Below are 15,488 nucleotides of genomic sequence, written 5' to 3' on the forward strand. Positions count from 1 at the left end.
GATTGAGAAGGAATTCAGTAGTCGGGGTGATGGACCGGGGTGGGGGTGGGCGGAAAGGATGGTGGCATGACACGTTTCGGCATTTTCGTTCCGCAGGGCTGGAAGATGGATCTGGCGCAGATCGCGGATCCGGTCGAGCAGTGGGAGGCGATGACCGCCGTCGCCAAGCGCGCGGACGAGCAGTCGTGGGACTCGATCTGGCTGTTCGACCACTTCCACACCGTGCCGGAGCCCAGTGACAACACCACCTTCGAGTGCTGGAGCGCGACCGCCGCGCTGGCCCGGGACACCCAGCGGGTGAACATCGGCCAGATGGTCGGCTGCAACGGGTACCGCAACCCGGCGCTGTACGCGAAGATCGCGTCCACTGTCGACGTCGCCAGCCACGGCCGCCTGTACGCCGGGATCGGCGCGGGCTGGTACGAGCACGAGTGGAAGGCGTACGGCTACGAGTGGACCGAGGTGAAGCCCCGGATGGCCGCCTTCCGCGAGGCGACCGAGATCATCGTGAAGATGTGGACCGAGGACAAGCCGGTCTACGACGGCAAGTACTACTCGATCGACAAGCCGATCAACGAGCCGAAGGGGGTGCGCAAGCCGCACCCGAGCTTCTGGATCGGCGGCGGCGGTCCGCAGGTGACGCTGAAGCTGGTCGCGCAGTACGCCGACGCGGCGAACATCGGCGGCGGCAACCCCGAGGTGATCAAGGAGAAGTGCGCGATCCTGCGGCAGCACTGCGAGAAGGTCGGCCGCGACTACGACGAGATCATCAAGTCGACGAACTTCAACATCTTCCCGATCGACAAGGGTGACGACCCGCAGATGGCGACCGAGACGGCGCTCGGCCCGATGAACCGGGAGAAGTTCGACCGGGACAACTTCATCGCCACCGAGGACGAGATCGCGGACAAGGTCGAGGCCGCCCTCGAGGCCGGCGCCGACTACGTCAACTTCTACGTCCCGGGTGTGGCCTACGACCTGGACCTGGTCGACCGCGCCGAACAGGTCGCCAAGCGCTTCGCCTGACCGGCCACGAGGCGCCGTTCGAGTGGATATCCCCTCGAACGGCGCCTTCTCTGTTCGTATACGGGGGGAGAAGGCACAAGTCCAGGGGTTATCCGCTCGAATGCGGAGCGCGCGGGGGTGACCAGAACCGGTCATGGCGGGAGTACGTCACGGCTTCCCGTGGACCGGGGCTGAGGGCAACTGTCAGGCTCCCGACGATGGCCTCGCGTGGGTCGGGGCATCGGGAGGTATCCCCCTGTGACTACCCGATCGTCACGTCTCGCGAAGAGCCTGCTCGCAGCGGTGGTCGCCGGCTCCCTGCTGGCGACCACCCCGGCGCAAGCCACCGGCCACACCGCCGGCGGCAGCCCCGCCGCGACCGACCGGCCGACACCGGGCACGAGCACGCACCGGATCACCCTGGTCACCGGTGACGTCGCCGAGCTGACCACGAGCGCGAACGGCCAGGTCTCCGCCCGGCTGACCACCGACGAGCCGTACTACTTCGGCAACTTCGACGGCGACCTCACCCTGGTCCCGGCGAACGCGTACCCGCTGCTGACCGAGGGCCGCCTCGACCGGCGGCTGTTCAACCTCACCGACCTCGTCGCCCAGGGGTACGACGACGCCCGCAGCGACCGCCTGCCGTTGCTCCTGACCGCGCCGGCGACCCTGCGCAGTGCCCCACCGGCTCAGCAGGCGGCGACCGTCCGTCGTACGCTCCCGAGCGTCGGCAGCACCGCGGTCAGCGTGCAGAAGGCGGACGCCAAGACCTTCTGGGACAACGTCAGCGGGCCGACGACCTTCAAGGCGGGCACGCAGGTCGGCAAGATCTGGCTCGACGGCCGCACGCACGCGACCCTCGACCGCTCGACGAAACAGATCGGTGCCCCGACCGCCTGGCGCAACGGGTACGACGGCAACGGCGTGAAAGTGGCCGTCCTCGACACCGGGTACGACACCAAGCACCCCGACCTGGCCAAGCAGGTGGTCGCGTCCGAGAGCTTCATCCCCGACCAGGCCGTCCAGGACCTGCACGGCCACGGCACCCACACCGCATCGATCGTCGCCGGCCTCGGTACGGCGTCCGACGGCCGGCGGAAAGGGGTCGCGCCGGGCGCGGACCTGCTGGTCGGCAAGGTGCTGGACAACAGCGGCAGCGGCTACGACTCCGAGGCGATCGCCGGGATGGAGTGGGCGGTCCAGCAGGGCGCCAAGGTGATCAGCATGAGCCTCGGCGGCGTGCCGACGGATGGTTCGGACCCGATGAGCCAGGCCGTCGACCGCCTCTCCAAGGAGAGCGGCGCGCTGTTCGTGATCGCGGCCGGCAACGCCGGCCTGGAGGAATCCGTGGCCTCGCCCGGGGCGGCGTCCGAGGCGCTGACCGTCGGCGCGGTCGACCGCGACGACAAGCTCGCCTACTTCTCCAGCCGCGGGCCGCGCCTCGGCGACGGCGCGCTGAAGCCCGAGGTGACCGCGCCCGGTGTCGAGATCGCGGCCGCCCGCGCGTACGGCACCGAAGCGGGCCACGTGCTCGGCGAGTACTACACGGCCATGAGCGGCACGTCGATGGCCACTCCGCACGTCGCCGGTGCCGCCGCGATCCTGTCCCAGCGCCACCCGGACTGGACCGGGCCGCAGCTGAAGGCCGCCCTCGCCGCGACCGCTGTCCCGTCGGCCGCGGCCAGGGCCGATCAGCAGGGCCTGGGCCGGATCGACATCCCGAAGGCGCTGGACCCGAAGATCCTGCCGGACACCGCGAACCTGTACTTCGGTGACGTGTCCTGGACCGGCGCCGCGCCGAAGCCGGTGACCCGGCAGGTGGCCTACCGCAACACCACGAGCCGGCCGGTGACGCTCGACCTGACCGTCGACGCCCGGTCGCCGGCGAACATCAGGGCCGCGATCACCGTCAGCCCGGCCCGGATGACGATCCCGGCCGGCGGTACGGCGTCCGCCACCGTCACTCTCGACCTGCTCGGGACCAAGCCGGCCAAGTACTCCGGCGCGCTCACGGCCCGCTCCAGCGGTACGTCGTACCGGATCGGGATCGGGTTCGCGGCCGGTGGACGGATGCACGAGGTGACGGTGAAGGGGATCGGCCGGGACGGTCAGCCGGCGACCACGAGAACCGGTGCGAGCGGTGTCCAGCTCTGGAACCAGGACACCGGCGACGTGCGAGCGATCGCGTTCGACCAGACCGGCACCCGGGTGCTCGAGGTACCGACCGGGCGGTACAGCGTGATGGCGTACGCGATGGGCGGCGACGAGGCCGACTGGACGAACTCGGTCACCCTGATGGGCGACCCGGACGAGTGGATCGACCGGGACCGCGCGTTCACATTCGACGCCCGCGGAGCGAACAAGGTGACCGTGAAGACGCCGCTGCGCACGGACGCGCAGAGCATCGGCATCGCCTGGCACCGCAAGGTCGGGAACCGCGACGCGGTCTCCGGCTGGGGGTACGACGAGCGAGTCGCCGACGGCGTCTACGTGCAGGACTTCGGAAAGGTTGCCAACGGCACCTTCCAGGTCGTGCAGCGCTGGGACCTCGCGCAGCCCAAGCTGACCGTCGACGTCAGCGGCTCGGGTGAGAGCTTCCAGCTGCCGACTCCGCGGGAGGCGTCGTTCCGGACGGTGTTCGTCGGCCACGAGAACCTGCCGGTGGTCGACGGCCGCGACGGGACGCCGGAGCAGCTGGCAGGTGCCAAGGACAAGATCGCGCTGGTCCGCTACGTGTCGTTCGACGATGTCGAGGCACAGGTCAAGGCGGCGAAGGACGCCGGCGCCCGGGCGCTCTTCATGTACAACGAGCAGCCCGGCTTCTGGTCGACCGGCTCCGAGCAGGGCATCCCGTTCTACCTGCTGCGGGCCGACCAGGGGAAGCAACTGCTCGCCTTGCTCGCCAAGGGCCCGGTGACGTTCCAGCTGGACGGTCTGCTCGACAGCACGTACCGCTACGACCTGGCCGTCGGCCCGTCCACCGTGAAGGGCCCGCTGACGTACGACGTCGGCACGATGCGCCCGGCCGCGGTGACCACGGACTACCTGCGCAACGACGCGTGGTTCCTGCACCGGGACGCACGGATCGCGTACCTCCCCGGCATCTCCACCGGGCTGTCCGCACGGCGGCTGGTGACCGGCCCGGTTACGCGAACCGACTACCTTGCGACCGACCTCAAGGGTGTCACCTGGGAGGAGCTGACCGCGGCGGGGGAGTGGAACGAATCCGGGTTCGAGTACTCGACCGCTCGCGGCTACCGCCCGAACGAGAAGGTCACGCGACGTTGGTGGGAGCCGCTGATGCGCCCGGCGATTCCGGACAACCCCGTCGGCACCGAGGCCGACGGCCTGCCGGTCGCCCGGTTCGAGAACGCGATCCGGATCGCGATCCCGCAGTACGTGAGCGGTGACGGCGACACCTACGGCTGGGGTGACCGCGGCGACGTGACGAACCTCGAGCTCAGCAGCAACGGGGTGAAGCTCGGCAGCAAGAACTGGTCGGTGGCGCAGTTCCCGGTCCCGGCGACGGCGGCCTGGTACGACCTCAAGCTGGACCAGCAACGTGGCCCGAACAGCTGGGCGGCCACGTCGACGGCGACCCACACCGAGTGGCGGTTCCACTCCAGGCCGTCCCGCGGGCGGACGGTGCTGCCGCTCGTGCAGGTCGACTACCAGGTGGCCGACGGCCGGCTCCAGCTGAAGCCCGGCTACCAGCCGGGTGCCCGCGGCCCCGGCCTGTTCCGGACCACCGCCGACATCTCGTACGACGACGGCACGACGTGGCAGCGACTGCCGCTCCGGCCGCACGGACCAGGCGGCACGGTCGGCGCGCTGATCCCGGGCGCTCCGGACGGGGCGCAGTACGCGAACCTGCGGGTGACGGCGACCGACCTGGCCGGCAACCGGATCAGCCAGACGATCGAGAGGGCCTGGGCCGTCCGGTGAGCTGAACGATCGAAAAGGGCGACGCCACGAAGCCGGGGGGAGGTGCTCCGTGGCGTCGCCAGGGGCGCGCCCAGGGAGGGGTGGGGGCAGGCGCGCCGGTCAGTGGGTCAGCTTCCGCCCAGCCCTCCACCGAGGACGCCCAGCAGTCCGAGCACGGACAGCAGGTTGCGGATGACCTGGTCGACGGCCTTGGTGCCGCCGGTCTGGTAGGCGGTGACGCACTTCTGCAGCTGGTCCTTCGACGGCTTGGTGATCGTCACCTTCGCCATCTCGGCCTGGCAGTACTGCGTCGCCTCGGTCAGCTCGGCCACCGTGCTGCCGGCCGTGCCGACGATCAGGCCGGCGGCCGTCTGCAGCGTCGCCAGACCTGGTGCGGCCGGCGTCGTCGTGGTCGGCGGCTTCGGCGTCGGAGTCGTCGGGTCGCTCGCGGGCGGCTTGGTGGACGGCTTCGTCGTCGGCTTGCCGGTGGCCGGCGGCTTCGGGGCCGGATCCTCGGTGGACGGCTTGCCGCTCTGCTCCACGGTGCCCGGCGTCGGCTTCGCCGTCCCCGGGTAGGTGGGGTTGTCCACCGCCTGCGGCAGGTTGTCGTCGGCCGGGGCGTCGATGGCCGGGTCGCCGATCTGGTCGCCGGCCCGGTCGATGCCCTGGTCGCCGTCCTCGGTCCCGTTCCCGACCGCGATCCAGCTGCCGCCGGCGTACGCCCTGGCGATGCTCAGCACGAGGTCGGCGTACTGCTGGGAGTGGTTGTAGCGCAGGATCGCCGCGTTCAGGTCGCCCGCGTCCGACAGGTCGCCCTTGCCGGAGCACAGGTAGACCGCGGCCGACATGGCGGCGTCGTCGATGTCCTGCGGGTTCCGGACGCCGTCGCCGTCACCGTCCACCCCCATCGACCGCCAGGTACCGGGGATGAACTGCATCGGGCCGACCGCGCGGTCGAACGCGCCGTCACCGTCGAACGCACCCGCGTCGGTGTCGGTGATGCGGGCCGTCCCGGCGCCGTCCAGCCGGGGGCCGAAGATGCCCGGCACGGCGACGCCGTGCGCGTTCAGCGCGTTGCCGCCGTAGCGGCCGTGGTTCGATTCGACGCGGCCGATCGCGGCGACCAGCGTCCAGGGCAGGTGACAGGCCGGGTCGACCTGGGCCATCACCTGCTGGGCCCGGGAGTACGCCCTCAGGGCCAGCGTCGGGATGCCGTTGCGGGACAGACCGGAGACGACCTGGGTCGGCTGCTCGCCGGGGTCGACCCCGTGGCCGACCACCCCCGGCACCGGCACGTTGGCCGGCGCGACGATCGGCTTGGCGGGTACGACGACCGGGTCCGGGCCGGACAGACCCTGCTCGAGCGAGGCCGTGGCAACCGCCGGATCGTCCGTGGCGCTGACGGTGAACGCGCTCGCGAACAACGCCAACGGGACCAACGGCGCCACCTGACGCCATCCGCTCCCGGTGGCGCGGCGCTTGCCCTTCGCCATCGATGATCCCCTCTGTGACTCATCGACCTGTCCGGCCCCACGCTGCGGACGGTCTTTGCGTCGTCTCGGTCGCCGCCGTTATTGGTCTAACGTCCGCCCCGTGCGTGGGTTACGCGCCGGACGAGACCGTGTACGAGCGGTCACCGGGTACCCATACTGGCGCGTAACAACGTGCCTGTGAACCCCCTGGCGCCCGGCGATCGGGGCCGATCGACCCTGCCCGCCCACCGGATCGACTGGTCCGTCGGGGAGAATGGCGGTCGTGCCCGACCACACTGAACAGTCCGCCGCGCTCTTCGACAGGGCCTCCGCAGTCACCCCGGGCGGAGTCAACTCTCCCGTGCGTGCGTTCCGCGCCGTCGGCGGCGTGCCGCGTTTCATGGCATCGGGTGACCGATGTCACATCACCGACGTCGACGGCAACCGCTACCTCGACCTGGTCTGCTCCTGGGGGCCGATGCTGCTCGGTCACGCCCATCCGGAGGTGACCGCCGCGGTCCAGGCCGCCGTCTCCCGCGGTACGTCGTACGGGACGCCGACCGCGACCGAGGTGCTGCTCGGCGAGGAGATCGTCGCCCGGACCCCGGTCGACAAGGTCCGGCTGGTCTCGTCCGGGACCGAGGCGACCATGTCCGCGCTCCGGCTGGCCCGCGGCTTCACCGGGCGCGCGAAGATCGTCAAGTTCGCCGGCTGCTACCACGGTCACGTGGACGCGCTGCTGGCCCAGGCCGGTTCCGGCGTCATCACCCTGGGCATCCCGGGGACACCGGGAGTCACCGCGGCCACCACGGCGGACACGATCGTGCTGCCGTACAACGACCAGGCCGCCGTCACCGCCGCCTTCGCCGAGCACGGCGACCAGATCGCGGCCGTGATCACCGAGGCCTCGCCGGGCAACATGGGCGTGGTCCCGCCGCGCGACGACTTCAACGCGTTCCTGGCGCGGACCTGCCGGGACAACGGCGCGCTGTTCATCTCCGACGAGGTGATGACCGGCTTCCGGATCACGCGCTCCGGCTGGTACGGCGTGGACGGTGTCCGGCCGGACCTGATGACGTTCGGCAAGGTGATGGGCGGCGGCTTCCCGGCCGCCGCGTTCGGCGGCCGGGCCGACGTGATGGCCCACCTGGCCCCCGAGGGCTCGGTCTACCAGGCCGGCACGCTGTCCGGGAACCCGGTCGCCACCGCGGCCGGCCTGACCACGTTGCGACTGGCGACCGACGAGGTGTACGCCCGGCTCGACGAGACCTCGGCCACGATCCAGCGGCTGGTCGGCACCGCGCTGGACAAGGAAGGTGTGCCGCACGTCATCCAGGCGGCCGGGAACCTCTTCAGCGTCTTCTTCGTGGAGTCCTCGGAGGGACCTGCCGAGATCCGGGACTTCGCCGGGGCGAACGCCCAGGTGCTGCCCAGGTTCGCGGCGTTCTTCCATGCCATGCTGGAGGCCGGGGTCTACCTGCCGCCGAGTGCGTTCGAGGCCTGGTTCGTCAGCGCGGCCATCGACGACGATGCGCTGGCCGAGCTGGAGTCCGCCCTCGCCCTGGCCGCCCGCGCGGCGGCCGCGATCCAACACTGAAGGGCAGTGCAGAACTGTGAAGGATGGGCAGCGGTGACCGAAACGACGGTCGTGCACCTGATGCGTCACGGCGAGGTGCACAACCCGACTGGGGTGCTGTACGGCCGGATCCCCGACTTCCACCTGTCCGAGCTCGGCCGGAAGATGGCCGACCGGGTCGCCGAGCACCTGGCCGGCCGGGACATCGTTCACCTGGTCAGCTCGCCGCTGGAGCGGGCCCAGGAGACGATGGAGCCGATCGCCAAGACCCTCGGCCTGACCCCGGACATCGACGAGCGGGTGATCGAGGCCGCCAACCTGTTCGAGGGCAGGAAGTTCGGTGTCGGTGACGGCGCGCTGAAGAACCCGAGCGCGTGGTGGTTGCTGCGCAACCCGATCAAGCCGTCCTGGGGCGAGCCGTACCAGCAGATCGTCCGCCGGATGCGGGACGCAATCGAGACCGCCCGGCAGAAGGCGGCCGGGCACGAGGCGCTGATCGTCTCGCACCAGTTGCCGATCTGGATCGTCCGGTCCGCGATCGAGGGCCGCCGGCTGCCGCACGACCCGCGCCGGAGGCAGTGCAGCCTGGCCAGCCTGACGTCGTTCACCTTCCACGGCGAGTCGATCGTCTCGGTCGGGTACGCCGAGCCGGCGAAGGACCTGCTGCCGGTGCGGAACCCGAAGAAGTTCGTCGGCGGCGCGTGATGGTCCGGCGGACTGCGATCCTGGCCGCCGCGGTGCTGCTGGCCGCGACCGCCTGCTCGTCGGGACAGCAGGCGTCGGACAACCGGGAGGGCCAGACCGGCTTCGTCAGCGGCAACGGCCGGGTGGCGTCCTTCCCGCCGGGCGAACGGGCGGCCGCGCCCGACTTCGGCGGGACCACGCTGGACGGGAAGCTGTGGCAGCTGGCCGACGCGAAGGGCAAGGTCGTCGTCCTGAACGTGTGGGGCTCGTGGTGCGGGCCGTGCCGCGAGGAGGCGCCCGCGTTCGCCGAGGCCGCGACCGAGCTGGGCGGGTCGGCGCAGTTCATCGGGCTGAACACCCGCGACCTGGACACGGCCGCGCCGAAGAAGTTCGTCGAGGTGTTCAAGGTGCCGTACCCGAGCATCTACGACCCACAGGGCAAGCTGCTGCTGAAGTTCCGCGGCCAGAAGATCTCCGCCAGCTCGATCCCGTCCACGCTGGTGATCGACAAGGACGGCAAGGTCGCCTCCCGCGTGCTCGGCCCGGTGACCAAGCAGACCTTGCTGGGCATGGTGAAGGACGCCTCGGGCTGATGGGTGAGTGGTTCGCCGAGTCGATGACGGGCTCGATGCTGCTGGCGCTGCCGATCGCGGTGCTGGCCGGCACGATCTCGTTCTTCTCGCCCTGCGTCGTCCCGCTGCTGCCCGGCTACCTGTCCTACGTGACCGGGCTGTCCGCGGCCGAGCTCGGGTCGAGGCAGCGCGGGCGGATGCTGGCCGGGACGGCGCTGTTCGTGGCCGGGTTCTCGGCCGTCTTCATCCTCACCGGCGTGGTCTTCGGGGCCGCCGGGGACGCGTTGCTCGAGCACCAGACCGCGATCACCCGGGTGCTCGGGGCGCTGACCGTCGTACTGGGGCTGGTGTTCCTCGGCGGGTTCGGGTTCCTGCAGAAGGACGTGCGTGTCCACCGGGTGCCGGCCGTCGGGATCGCGGCCGCGCCGCTGCTCGGCGTACTGTTCGGGTTCGGCTGGACGCCGTGCATCGGGCCGACGCTCGGGACCGTGATGACCCTGGCCGCCACCGAGGGCAGCACCGGGCGCGGTGCGACGCTGGCGACGGTGTTCAGCCTCGGGCTGGGCATCCCGTTCATCGTCGCGGCGCTGGCGTTCCGGCGGATGCTGGCCGCGGTGGCCTGGGTGCGGGCGCACCAGGTGCTGGTGATCCGGATCGGCGGCGTGCTGATGATCGCCGTGGGACTGTTGCTGCTGACGGGAGTATGGGATTCGATGACCGCCGATCTCAGGCAGTGGGTCAGCAACTTCGGGTCGGCGGTGTGAGGTGACCGAGGTCAAGGACCGGGCGGCCGCGCCGCCGGAACCGCCGAACGAGCCGCCGGCGCTCGGCCTGGCCGGCTGGCTGCGCTGGACCTGGCGCCAGCTCACGTCGATGAAGACCGCGCTGGTGCTGCTCTTCCTGCTGGCCCTGGGCGCCGTCCCGGGATCGCTGATCCCGCAGACCGGCATCGACCCGATCGCGGTGGCCGACTTCCTCGAGGCGCATCCGGAGCTCGGGCCGATCTACGACAAGCTCGGACTCTTCGACGTCTACAAGTCGGCCTGGTTTTCGGCCATCTACCTGCTGCTGTTCATCTCGTTGATCGGGTGCGTGGTGCCCCGGCTCGGCGTCTACCTGAAGGCGCTGCGGGCCCGCCCGCCGAAGCCTCCGCGCAACCTGCACCGGCTGGCCGGCTACCAGACCTTCACCGTCGACGGTCCCGGCGACGTGCTCGAGGTGGCGACCCGTCAGCTGAAGAAGCGCCGCTTCCGGGTCCAGGCGTACGACGGCGCGGTCGCGGCCGAGCGCGGTTACCTGCGCGAGGCCGGCAACCTGCTCTTCCACTTCTCCCTGATCCTCGCCCTGATCGGCGTCGCCTGGGGCTCGCTGTTCGGCTACCGCGGCACCGTGCTGGTTGTCGTGGGCAACGGGTTCTCCAACTCGCTGGCGCAGTACGACGACTTCGCGCCGGGCCGGGTGTTCAGCGAGGACTCCTTGCCGCCGTTCTCGCTGACGGTGAAGGAGTTCGAGGCGAAGTTCCAGGTGGACGGGCCGCAGCGCGGTGCCGCCCGCGAGTTCAACGCGCAGCTGACCTACCAGGAGACGCCGGACGCGCCGGAGAAGTCGTACGACCTGCGGGTGAACCACCCGCTCAAACTCGACGGCAGCAGTGTCTACCTGCTCGGTCACGGCTACGCGCCGAAGGTGACGGTGCGGGACGGGGAGGGCAAGGTCGCGTTCTCCGGGCCGGCGCCGTTCCTGCCGCAGGACGGCAACTTCTCGTCGTTCGGCGTGATCAAGGCCCCGGACGCCCGGCCGGCCCAGCTCGGTTTCGAGGGCTTCTTCCTGCCGACCGCGGTGATCGACCAGCGTGGCCCGGTCTCGGTGTTCCCCGACGACCTGGACCCGAAGCTGGTGATGACGGCGTACTACGGCCGGCCGCGCCCGGAGACCGGGAAGCCGGAGTCGGTGTACCAGCTCGACAAGACGAAGCTCACGCAGTTCGAGGAGAACGGCGACAAGCTCCGGTTCATGATGGCGCCGGGGGAGAGCAGGACGCTGCCGGACAAGATGGGCTCGATCACCTTCGACGGCTACAGCCGCTGGGTGAAGCTGCAGGTCAGCCACACCCCGGGCACGGATCTCGCGCTGGCGGGCATCCTGCTGGCGATCCTCGGGCTGATGGGCTCGCTGTTCGTGCATCCCCGCCGTACCTGGGTGCGCGTCCGGACCGAGGACGGGCGTACCGTGGTCGAGGTCGCGGGGCTGGACCGCGGACCCGAGCGCGGCCTCGGCGACGAGCTCCAGGCGATCACCGACAAGCTGAGACCCGTTCCATCGAGCAAGCAGGAGCAGCCATGAGCCCGGAGACCTTCGCGCAAGTCTCCAACCTGTTGGTCCCGACGGCCACTGTCGTCTACGCCCTGGCGATGGTGTCGCACGCCCTGGAGTGGGCGATGGGCCGCTCCGCGGTGGTCAACGCGGCGGAGGTCAAGGAGGAGGTCCTGGTCGCCTCCGACGGCGAGCCGGCCGCCAGTGGCTCCACCGGTACGACGGTCGACGCGGTGGCCGACGACTCCACCGGCCGGTCCGAGCGGATCGCGGCTGCCAGCCGGATCGGGCTGCTGCTGACCTGGCTGGCGTTCGTGCTGCACCTCGGCGGTGTGGTGACGCGTGGTCTCGCGGCCGAGCGGGTGCCGTGGGGCAACATGTACGAGTTCACGATCACTTCGTCGCTCGCGGTCGCGGCGGTGTACCTGGTCTTCGTGCACCGATACCGGCTGCAGTGGCTGGGTCTCGGCGTGACGCTCGTGGTGGCCGCCGTCCTGGGGCTGGCGACGCTCGCGCTGTACACCCCGGCCGGGCCGCTCGTGCCGGCGCTGCACTCGTACTGGCTAGTCATCCACGTGTCCGCGGCGGCGATCTCCGGCGGCGCGTTCACCGTCGGCGGCCTGGTGTCGGTGCTCCACCTGATCAAGGCCCGCGCCGAGAGGCGTGTGCTGTCCGGCGGGACCATGTCGGCCTCGCTGCGCCGGCTGCCGAGCGCCGAGGCGATGGACGGCACGGCGTACAAGGTGCTCGCGTTCGCCTTCCCGCTGTGGACCTTCGGGGTGCTGGTGGCCGGGCCGATCTGGGCGGAGTACGCCTGGGGCCGGTACTGGGGCTGGGACCCGAAGGAGGTCTGGTCGCTGGTCACCTGGGTCGTGTACGCCGCCTACCTGCACGCCCGCGCGACGGCCGGATGGCGTGGCCGCCGGGCCGCGGTGATCGCGATCGTCGGCTGGTTCGTCTTCATCTTCAACTTCGTCGGAGTCAACCTGTTGGTCTCGGGTCTGCACTCCTACGCTGGGGTGTGAGATGAAGGAGTTCGCCATCTACACAGGCCTGCGGGCGGCCCTGTTCGCCGCCTGCTTCGCCGTGCTCTGGTTCGCCCTGAACAACTGGCTGACGCTCTTCCCGCTGCTCCTGCTCGCGCTGATCGTCTCGTCCATCCTGTCGATCTTCGTACTGCGGGCCGCCCGCGACCGCCTGGCCGGCAAGATCGAGGACCGCGCCGCGCGGATGTCCCACCGCCTCGAGCAGGCCCGCGCGGCCGAGGACGACGACTGACGGTCTGACCGGCGTCCCGGCGGCACCTTGTCGGGGGCTTGACCACCTACTCGTGGGCTCGCACAGGTTATTTCCTGTCCGAGCCCACCGGTTTGTGGGCACAACCCCCGCGTGATCACGTCGTACCACCGGCCGCACTGGTACGGAGAGTGACGTAGGCCACGTCGGAAATCTCCGGAAAATCCTTTGTGCATTCCTTCACATGAGTCGTAAAGTGATCGATGAAACGAAACCGTTTCGTTCTATTCGTGACGATATGTTCACACAGGGTGATGAGTGGTGGAGTCAGCAGCAGTGCGCCAGCGGCCCCGGGTCGAAGGTGGCCGTGAGGAGGAGATCCTCGACGCGACCGTGGCCGTGGTGGCCGAGCTGGGGTACGACCGGCTGACGATGGACGCGGTGGCGACGGCCGCCAAGGCCAGCAAGGCGACGCTGTACCGGCGCTGGTCCACCAAGGCGGACCTGGTCGTGGACGCGATCAGCCGGGCCAAGGGCTGCCCGCTGCCGGAGGATGTCGACACCGGCAGCCTGCGTGGCGACCTGGTCTCGATGTCCTGCGGGAACGGCGGCTTCACCGACGAGATGCCGATGTCGGTGATCGCCGGCCTGGTCACCGCGCTGCACCGCGACCCGGACCTGCAGAAGGCGTTCCAGGAGCGTTTCCTGGCGCCGCGGATGCAGGTGACCCGCAAGGTCTACGAGCGCGCGGTCGGGCGCGGCGAGATCGGCCCCGGGGTCGACGTCGAACTGCTGTCGGTGACGCTGCCCGCGCTCATCGTGCACCACGCCTACATCCTCGGCGTCCCGCCCACCGACGACCTGATCCTGCGAGTGATCGACAACGTGATCCTGCCTGCGGCGCGGGGGTCGCAGACGAGCTGACCGGTGAGGGGCCGGTCCGCATGCCACCAGACGTAGTTACGCCAAGAGGGGAAATTCGTTATGTCCGAAGACGTCGCCAAGGCCGATCCGCCGGAGAACCGGCCGGTCGACCCGGTGCCCGAGGCCGGCAACGGCCACGGGCACCGCAACCTCGGGATCGCGCTCGCGCTGATCAGCATGGCGCAGCTGATGGTGGTGCTGGACGGCACCATCGTCAACATCGCGCTCCCGCACATCCAGACCGAGCTCGGCTTCAGCAACGCGAACCTGCCGTGGGTGGTGAACGCCTACGCGCTCGCGTTCGGTGGTCTGCTGCTGCTCGGCGGCCGCATCGGTGACATCGTCGGCCGCCGCAAGGTGTTCGTCTTCGGTGTCGTCCTGTTCGGCCTGGCCTCGTTCGTCGGCGGTATTGCCCAGAGCGAGAGCGTGCTGCTGGCCAGCCGGATCCTGCAGGGGATCGCGGCCGCCGCCGCTTCGCCGAACGCGCTGGCGCTGATCACCACCACCTTCCCGGCCGGCAAGGAGCGCAACCGCGCGATGGGTGTGTACGCCGCGATGTCCGGGGCCGGAGCGGCGGTCGGTCTCATCCTCGGCGGCGCGCTGACGGAAGCCGACTGGCGGTGGACGTTCTTCATCAACACGCCGATCGGCCTGATCGTCGCCGTACTGGCCTTCCGGTTCCTCGGGGAGTCGCCGCGGCAGACCGGCAAGTTCGACCTGCCCGGTGCGATCACCGGCACGCTCGGTCTCACCTCACTGGTCTACGGTCTGACCCACGCGGCCACCGAAGGCTGGGGAGACACCGCAACGCTGACCTACATCCTCGGCGGTCTCGCGCTGATCGCGGTGTTCCTCGGGATCGAGGCGCGGTCGCGGCACGCGCTGATGCCGTTCCGGATTCTGGCCAACCGCACCCGTGGAATCAGCTTCTTCGTGATGCTGGTCGTCGGGGCCGCGATGTTCTCGATGTTCTACTTCCTGGGCATCTACGTGCAGAACATCATGGGCTACAGCGCGATCAAGACCGGCTTCGCCTTCCTTCCGTTCAGCCTGGGCATCGTGGCCGCCGCGCAGGTCGCCTCGACGCTCGTGTCCCGGATGGACCCGCGCTGGATCTCCGGTGCCGGCGGCGTGCTGGCGGCCGGTGGGATGTTCGGGTTCAGCCAGCTCGAGGTGGACTCGGCGTACCTGACGCACCTGCTGCCGTTCATCCTGCTGCTGTCGTTCGGCATGGGGCTGATCTTCGTCCCGCTCACCCTGACCGCGGTCAGCGGTGTGGCGAACGAGGACTCCGGTGTCGGCTCCGCCGTACTGAACACGGTCCAGCAGATCGGTGGTGCGGTCGGCCTGGCGCTGCTCGGCACGATCTCCACCAGCGCGATCAAGGACCGGTTCACCGAGCTCGCGCCGGGGTTGCAGAAGGCGGCGCAGTCCGGCTCGTCGCCGGAGCAGCTGAAGCAGCTCGAGGGCCAGTTCACCGCGGTGGCCACCACGCACGGGTTCACCCGGGCGTTCCTCTGGTCCACCTTCCTGATGCTGGGCGCGGCCGTCGTCACCGTCGTCGGCCTCTCGATCAAGCACAAGGACCTGGCCACCGACGGCCAGTCCGGTCCGGTCCACAGGGGCTGACCTCCGGCAACTCGAAGGGCCCGCTTCCCGGGAGGGGGGCGGTTTCAGGGGGTCGTTGCAACACCGTGTTGGTTTCTAGGTGGTGAGTAGATCACGCAGGCGCTCGGCTGGGGTGTCCCAGCTGAGCGTTTTGCGTGGTCGGGCGTTGAG

12 protein-coding genes are annotated in these 15,488 nt (G+C 70.1%); 11 read left to right on the top strand and 1 reads right to left on the bottom strand.

Going from position 1 to position 15,488, the window contains the following annotated elements:
• Positions 1 to 66: 66 nt before the first annotated feature.
• Both E1218_RS29715 and E1218_RS29720 read left to right on the top strand, forming a co-directional pair.
• On the top strand, positions 67 to 1,026 hold the full coding sequence (locus tag E1218_RS29715; RefSeq protein WP_132326213.1) for an LLM class F420-dependent oxidoreductase: 960 nt from the start codon (positions 67 to 69) through the stop codon (positions 1,024 to 1,026).
• Between the two features lie 237 nt (positions 1,027 to 1,263).
• Positions 1,264 to 4,953 carry a S8 family serine peptidase gene (locus E1218_RS29720; protein WP_132326215.1) on the top strand — a complete coding sequence of 1,230 codons (3,690 nt, stop codon included), beginning with the start codon at positions 1,264 to 1,266 and terminating at the stop codon, positions 4,951 to 4,953.
• A gap of 107 nt (positions 4,954 to 5,060) precedes the next feature.
• On the opposite strand, the gene E1218_RS29725 is transcribed toward E1218_RS29720, so the two are convergent.
• Positions 5,061 to 6,425 carry a lytic murein transglycosylase gene (locus E1218_RS29725; RefSeq protein WP_132326217.1) on the bottom strand — a complete coding sequence of 455 codons (1,365 nt, stop codon included), beginning with the start codon at positions 6,423 to 6,425 and terminating at the stop codon, positions 5,061 to 5,063.
• A gap of 253 nt (positions 6,426 to 6,678) precedes the next feature.
• Between E1218_RS29725 and hemL the strand changes: the two genes are divergently transcribed.
• The 9 genes from hemL to E1218_RS29770 all read left to right on the top strand — a co-directional run bounded on the left by hemL (position 6,679) and on the right by E1218_RS29770 (position 15,338).
• Positions 6,679 to 8,001 carry a glutamate-1-semialdehyde 2,1-aminomutase gene (gene hemL, locus E1218_RS29730; protein ID WP_132326219.1) on the top strand — a complete coding sequence of 441 codons (1,323 nt, stop codon included), beginning with the start codon at positions 6,679 to 6,681 and terminating at the stop codon, positions 7,999 to 8,001.
• Positions 8,002 to 8,061: 60 nt separating this feature from the next.
• Positions 8,062 to 8,685, top strand: a complete 624-nt coding sequence (locus tag E1218_RS29735; RefSeq protein WP_233712565.1) for a histidine phosphatase family protein — start codon at positions 8,062 to 8,064, stop codon at positions 8,683 to 8,685.
• Positions 8,685 to 9,257, top strand: a complete 573-nt coding sequence (locus E1218_RS29740) for a TlpA family protein disulfide reductase (RefSeq protein ID WP_132326223.1) — start codon at positions 8,685 to 8,687, stop codon at positions 9,255 to 9,257. Before E1218_RS29735 ends, E1218_RS29740 begins: the two co-directional genes overlap by 1 nt.
• Positions 9,257 to 10,000 carry a cytochrome c biogenesis CcdA family protein gene (locus E1218_RS29745; protein ID WP_132326225.1) on the top strand — a complete coding sequence of 248 codons (744 nt, stop codon included), beginning with the start codon at positions 9,257 to 9,259 and terminating at the stop codon, positions 9,998 to 10,000. The genes E1218_RS29740 and E1218_RS29745 overlap by 1 nt, the downstream gene beginning before the upstream one ends.
• A gap of 1 nt (position 10,001) precedes the next feature.
• Positions 10,002 to 11,579 (top strand): cytochrome c biogenesis protein ResB, encoded by a 1,578-nt coding sequence (gene resB / locus E1218_RS29750; protein ID WP_132326227.1) that lies wholly within the window; start codon positions 10,002 to 10,004, stop codon positions 11,577 to 11,579.
• Positions 11,576 to 12,574 carry a c-type cytochrome biogenesis protein CcsB gene (ccsB, locus tag E1218_RS29755; protein WP_132326229.1) on the top strand — a complete coding sequence of 333 codons (999 nt, stop codon included), beginning with the start codon at positions 11,576 to 11,578 and terminating at the stop codon, positions 12,572 to 12,574. The genes resB and ccsB overlap by 4 nt, the downstream gene beginning before the upstream one ends.
• A gap of 1 nt (position 12,575) precedes the next feature.
• On the top strand, positions 12,576 to 12,827 hold the full coding sequence (locus E1218_RS29760) for a DUF4229 domain-containing protein (protein ID WP_132326231.1): 252 nt from the start codon (positions 12,576 to 12,578) through the stop codon (positions 12,825 to 12,827).
• Positions 12,828 to 13,106: 279 nt separating this feature from the next.
• Positions 13,107 to 13,709, top strand: coding sequence for a TetR-like C-terminal domain-containing protein (locus E1218_RS29765; RefSeq protein ID WP_233712564.1), 603 nt, complete (start codon positions 13,107 to 13,109; stop codon positions 13,707 to 13,709).
• 60 nt (positions 13,710 to 13,769) lie between these two features.
• Positions 13,770 to 15,338, top strand: a complete 1,569-nt coding sequence (locus E1218_RS29770) for an MFS transporter (RefSeq protein WP_132326235.1) — start codon at positions 13,770 to 13,772, stop codon at positions 15,336 to 15,338.
• Positions 15,339 to 15,488 lie beyond the last annotated feature (150 nt).

Origin of the sequence: Kribbella turkmenica (assembly GCF_004348725.1) — a bacterium.
Lineage (GTDB): Bacteria > Actinomycetota > Actinomycetes > Propionibacteriales > Kribbellaceae > Kribbella > Kribbella turkmenica.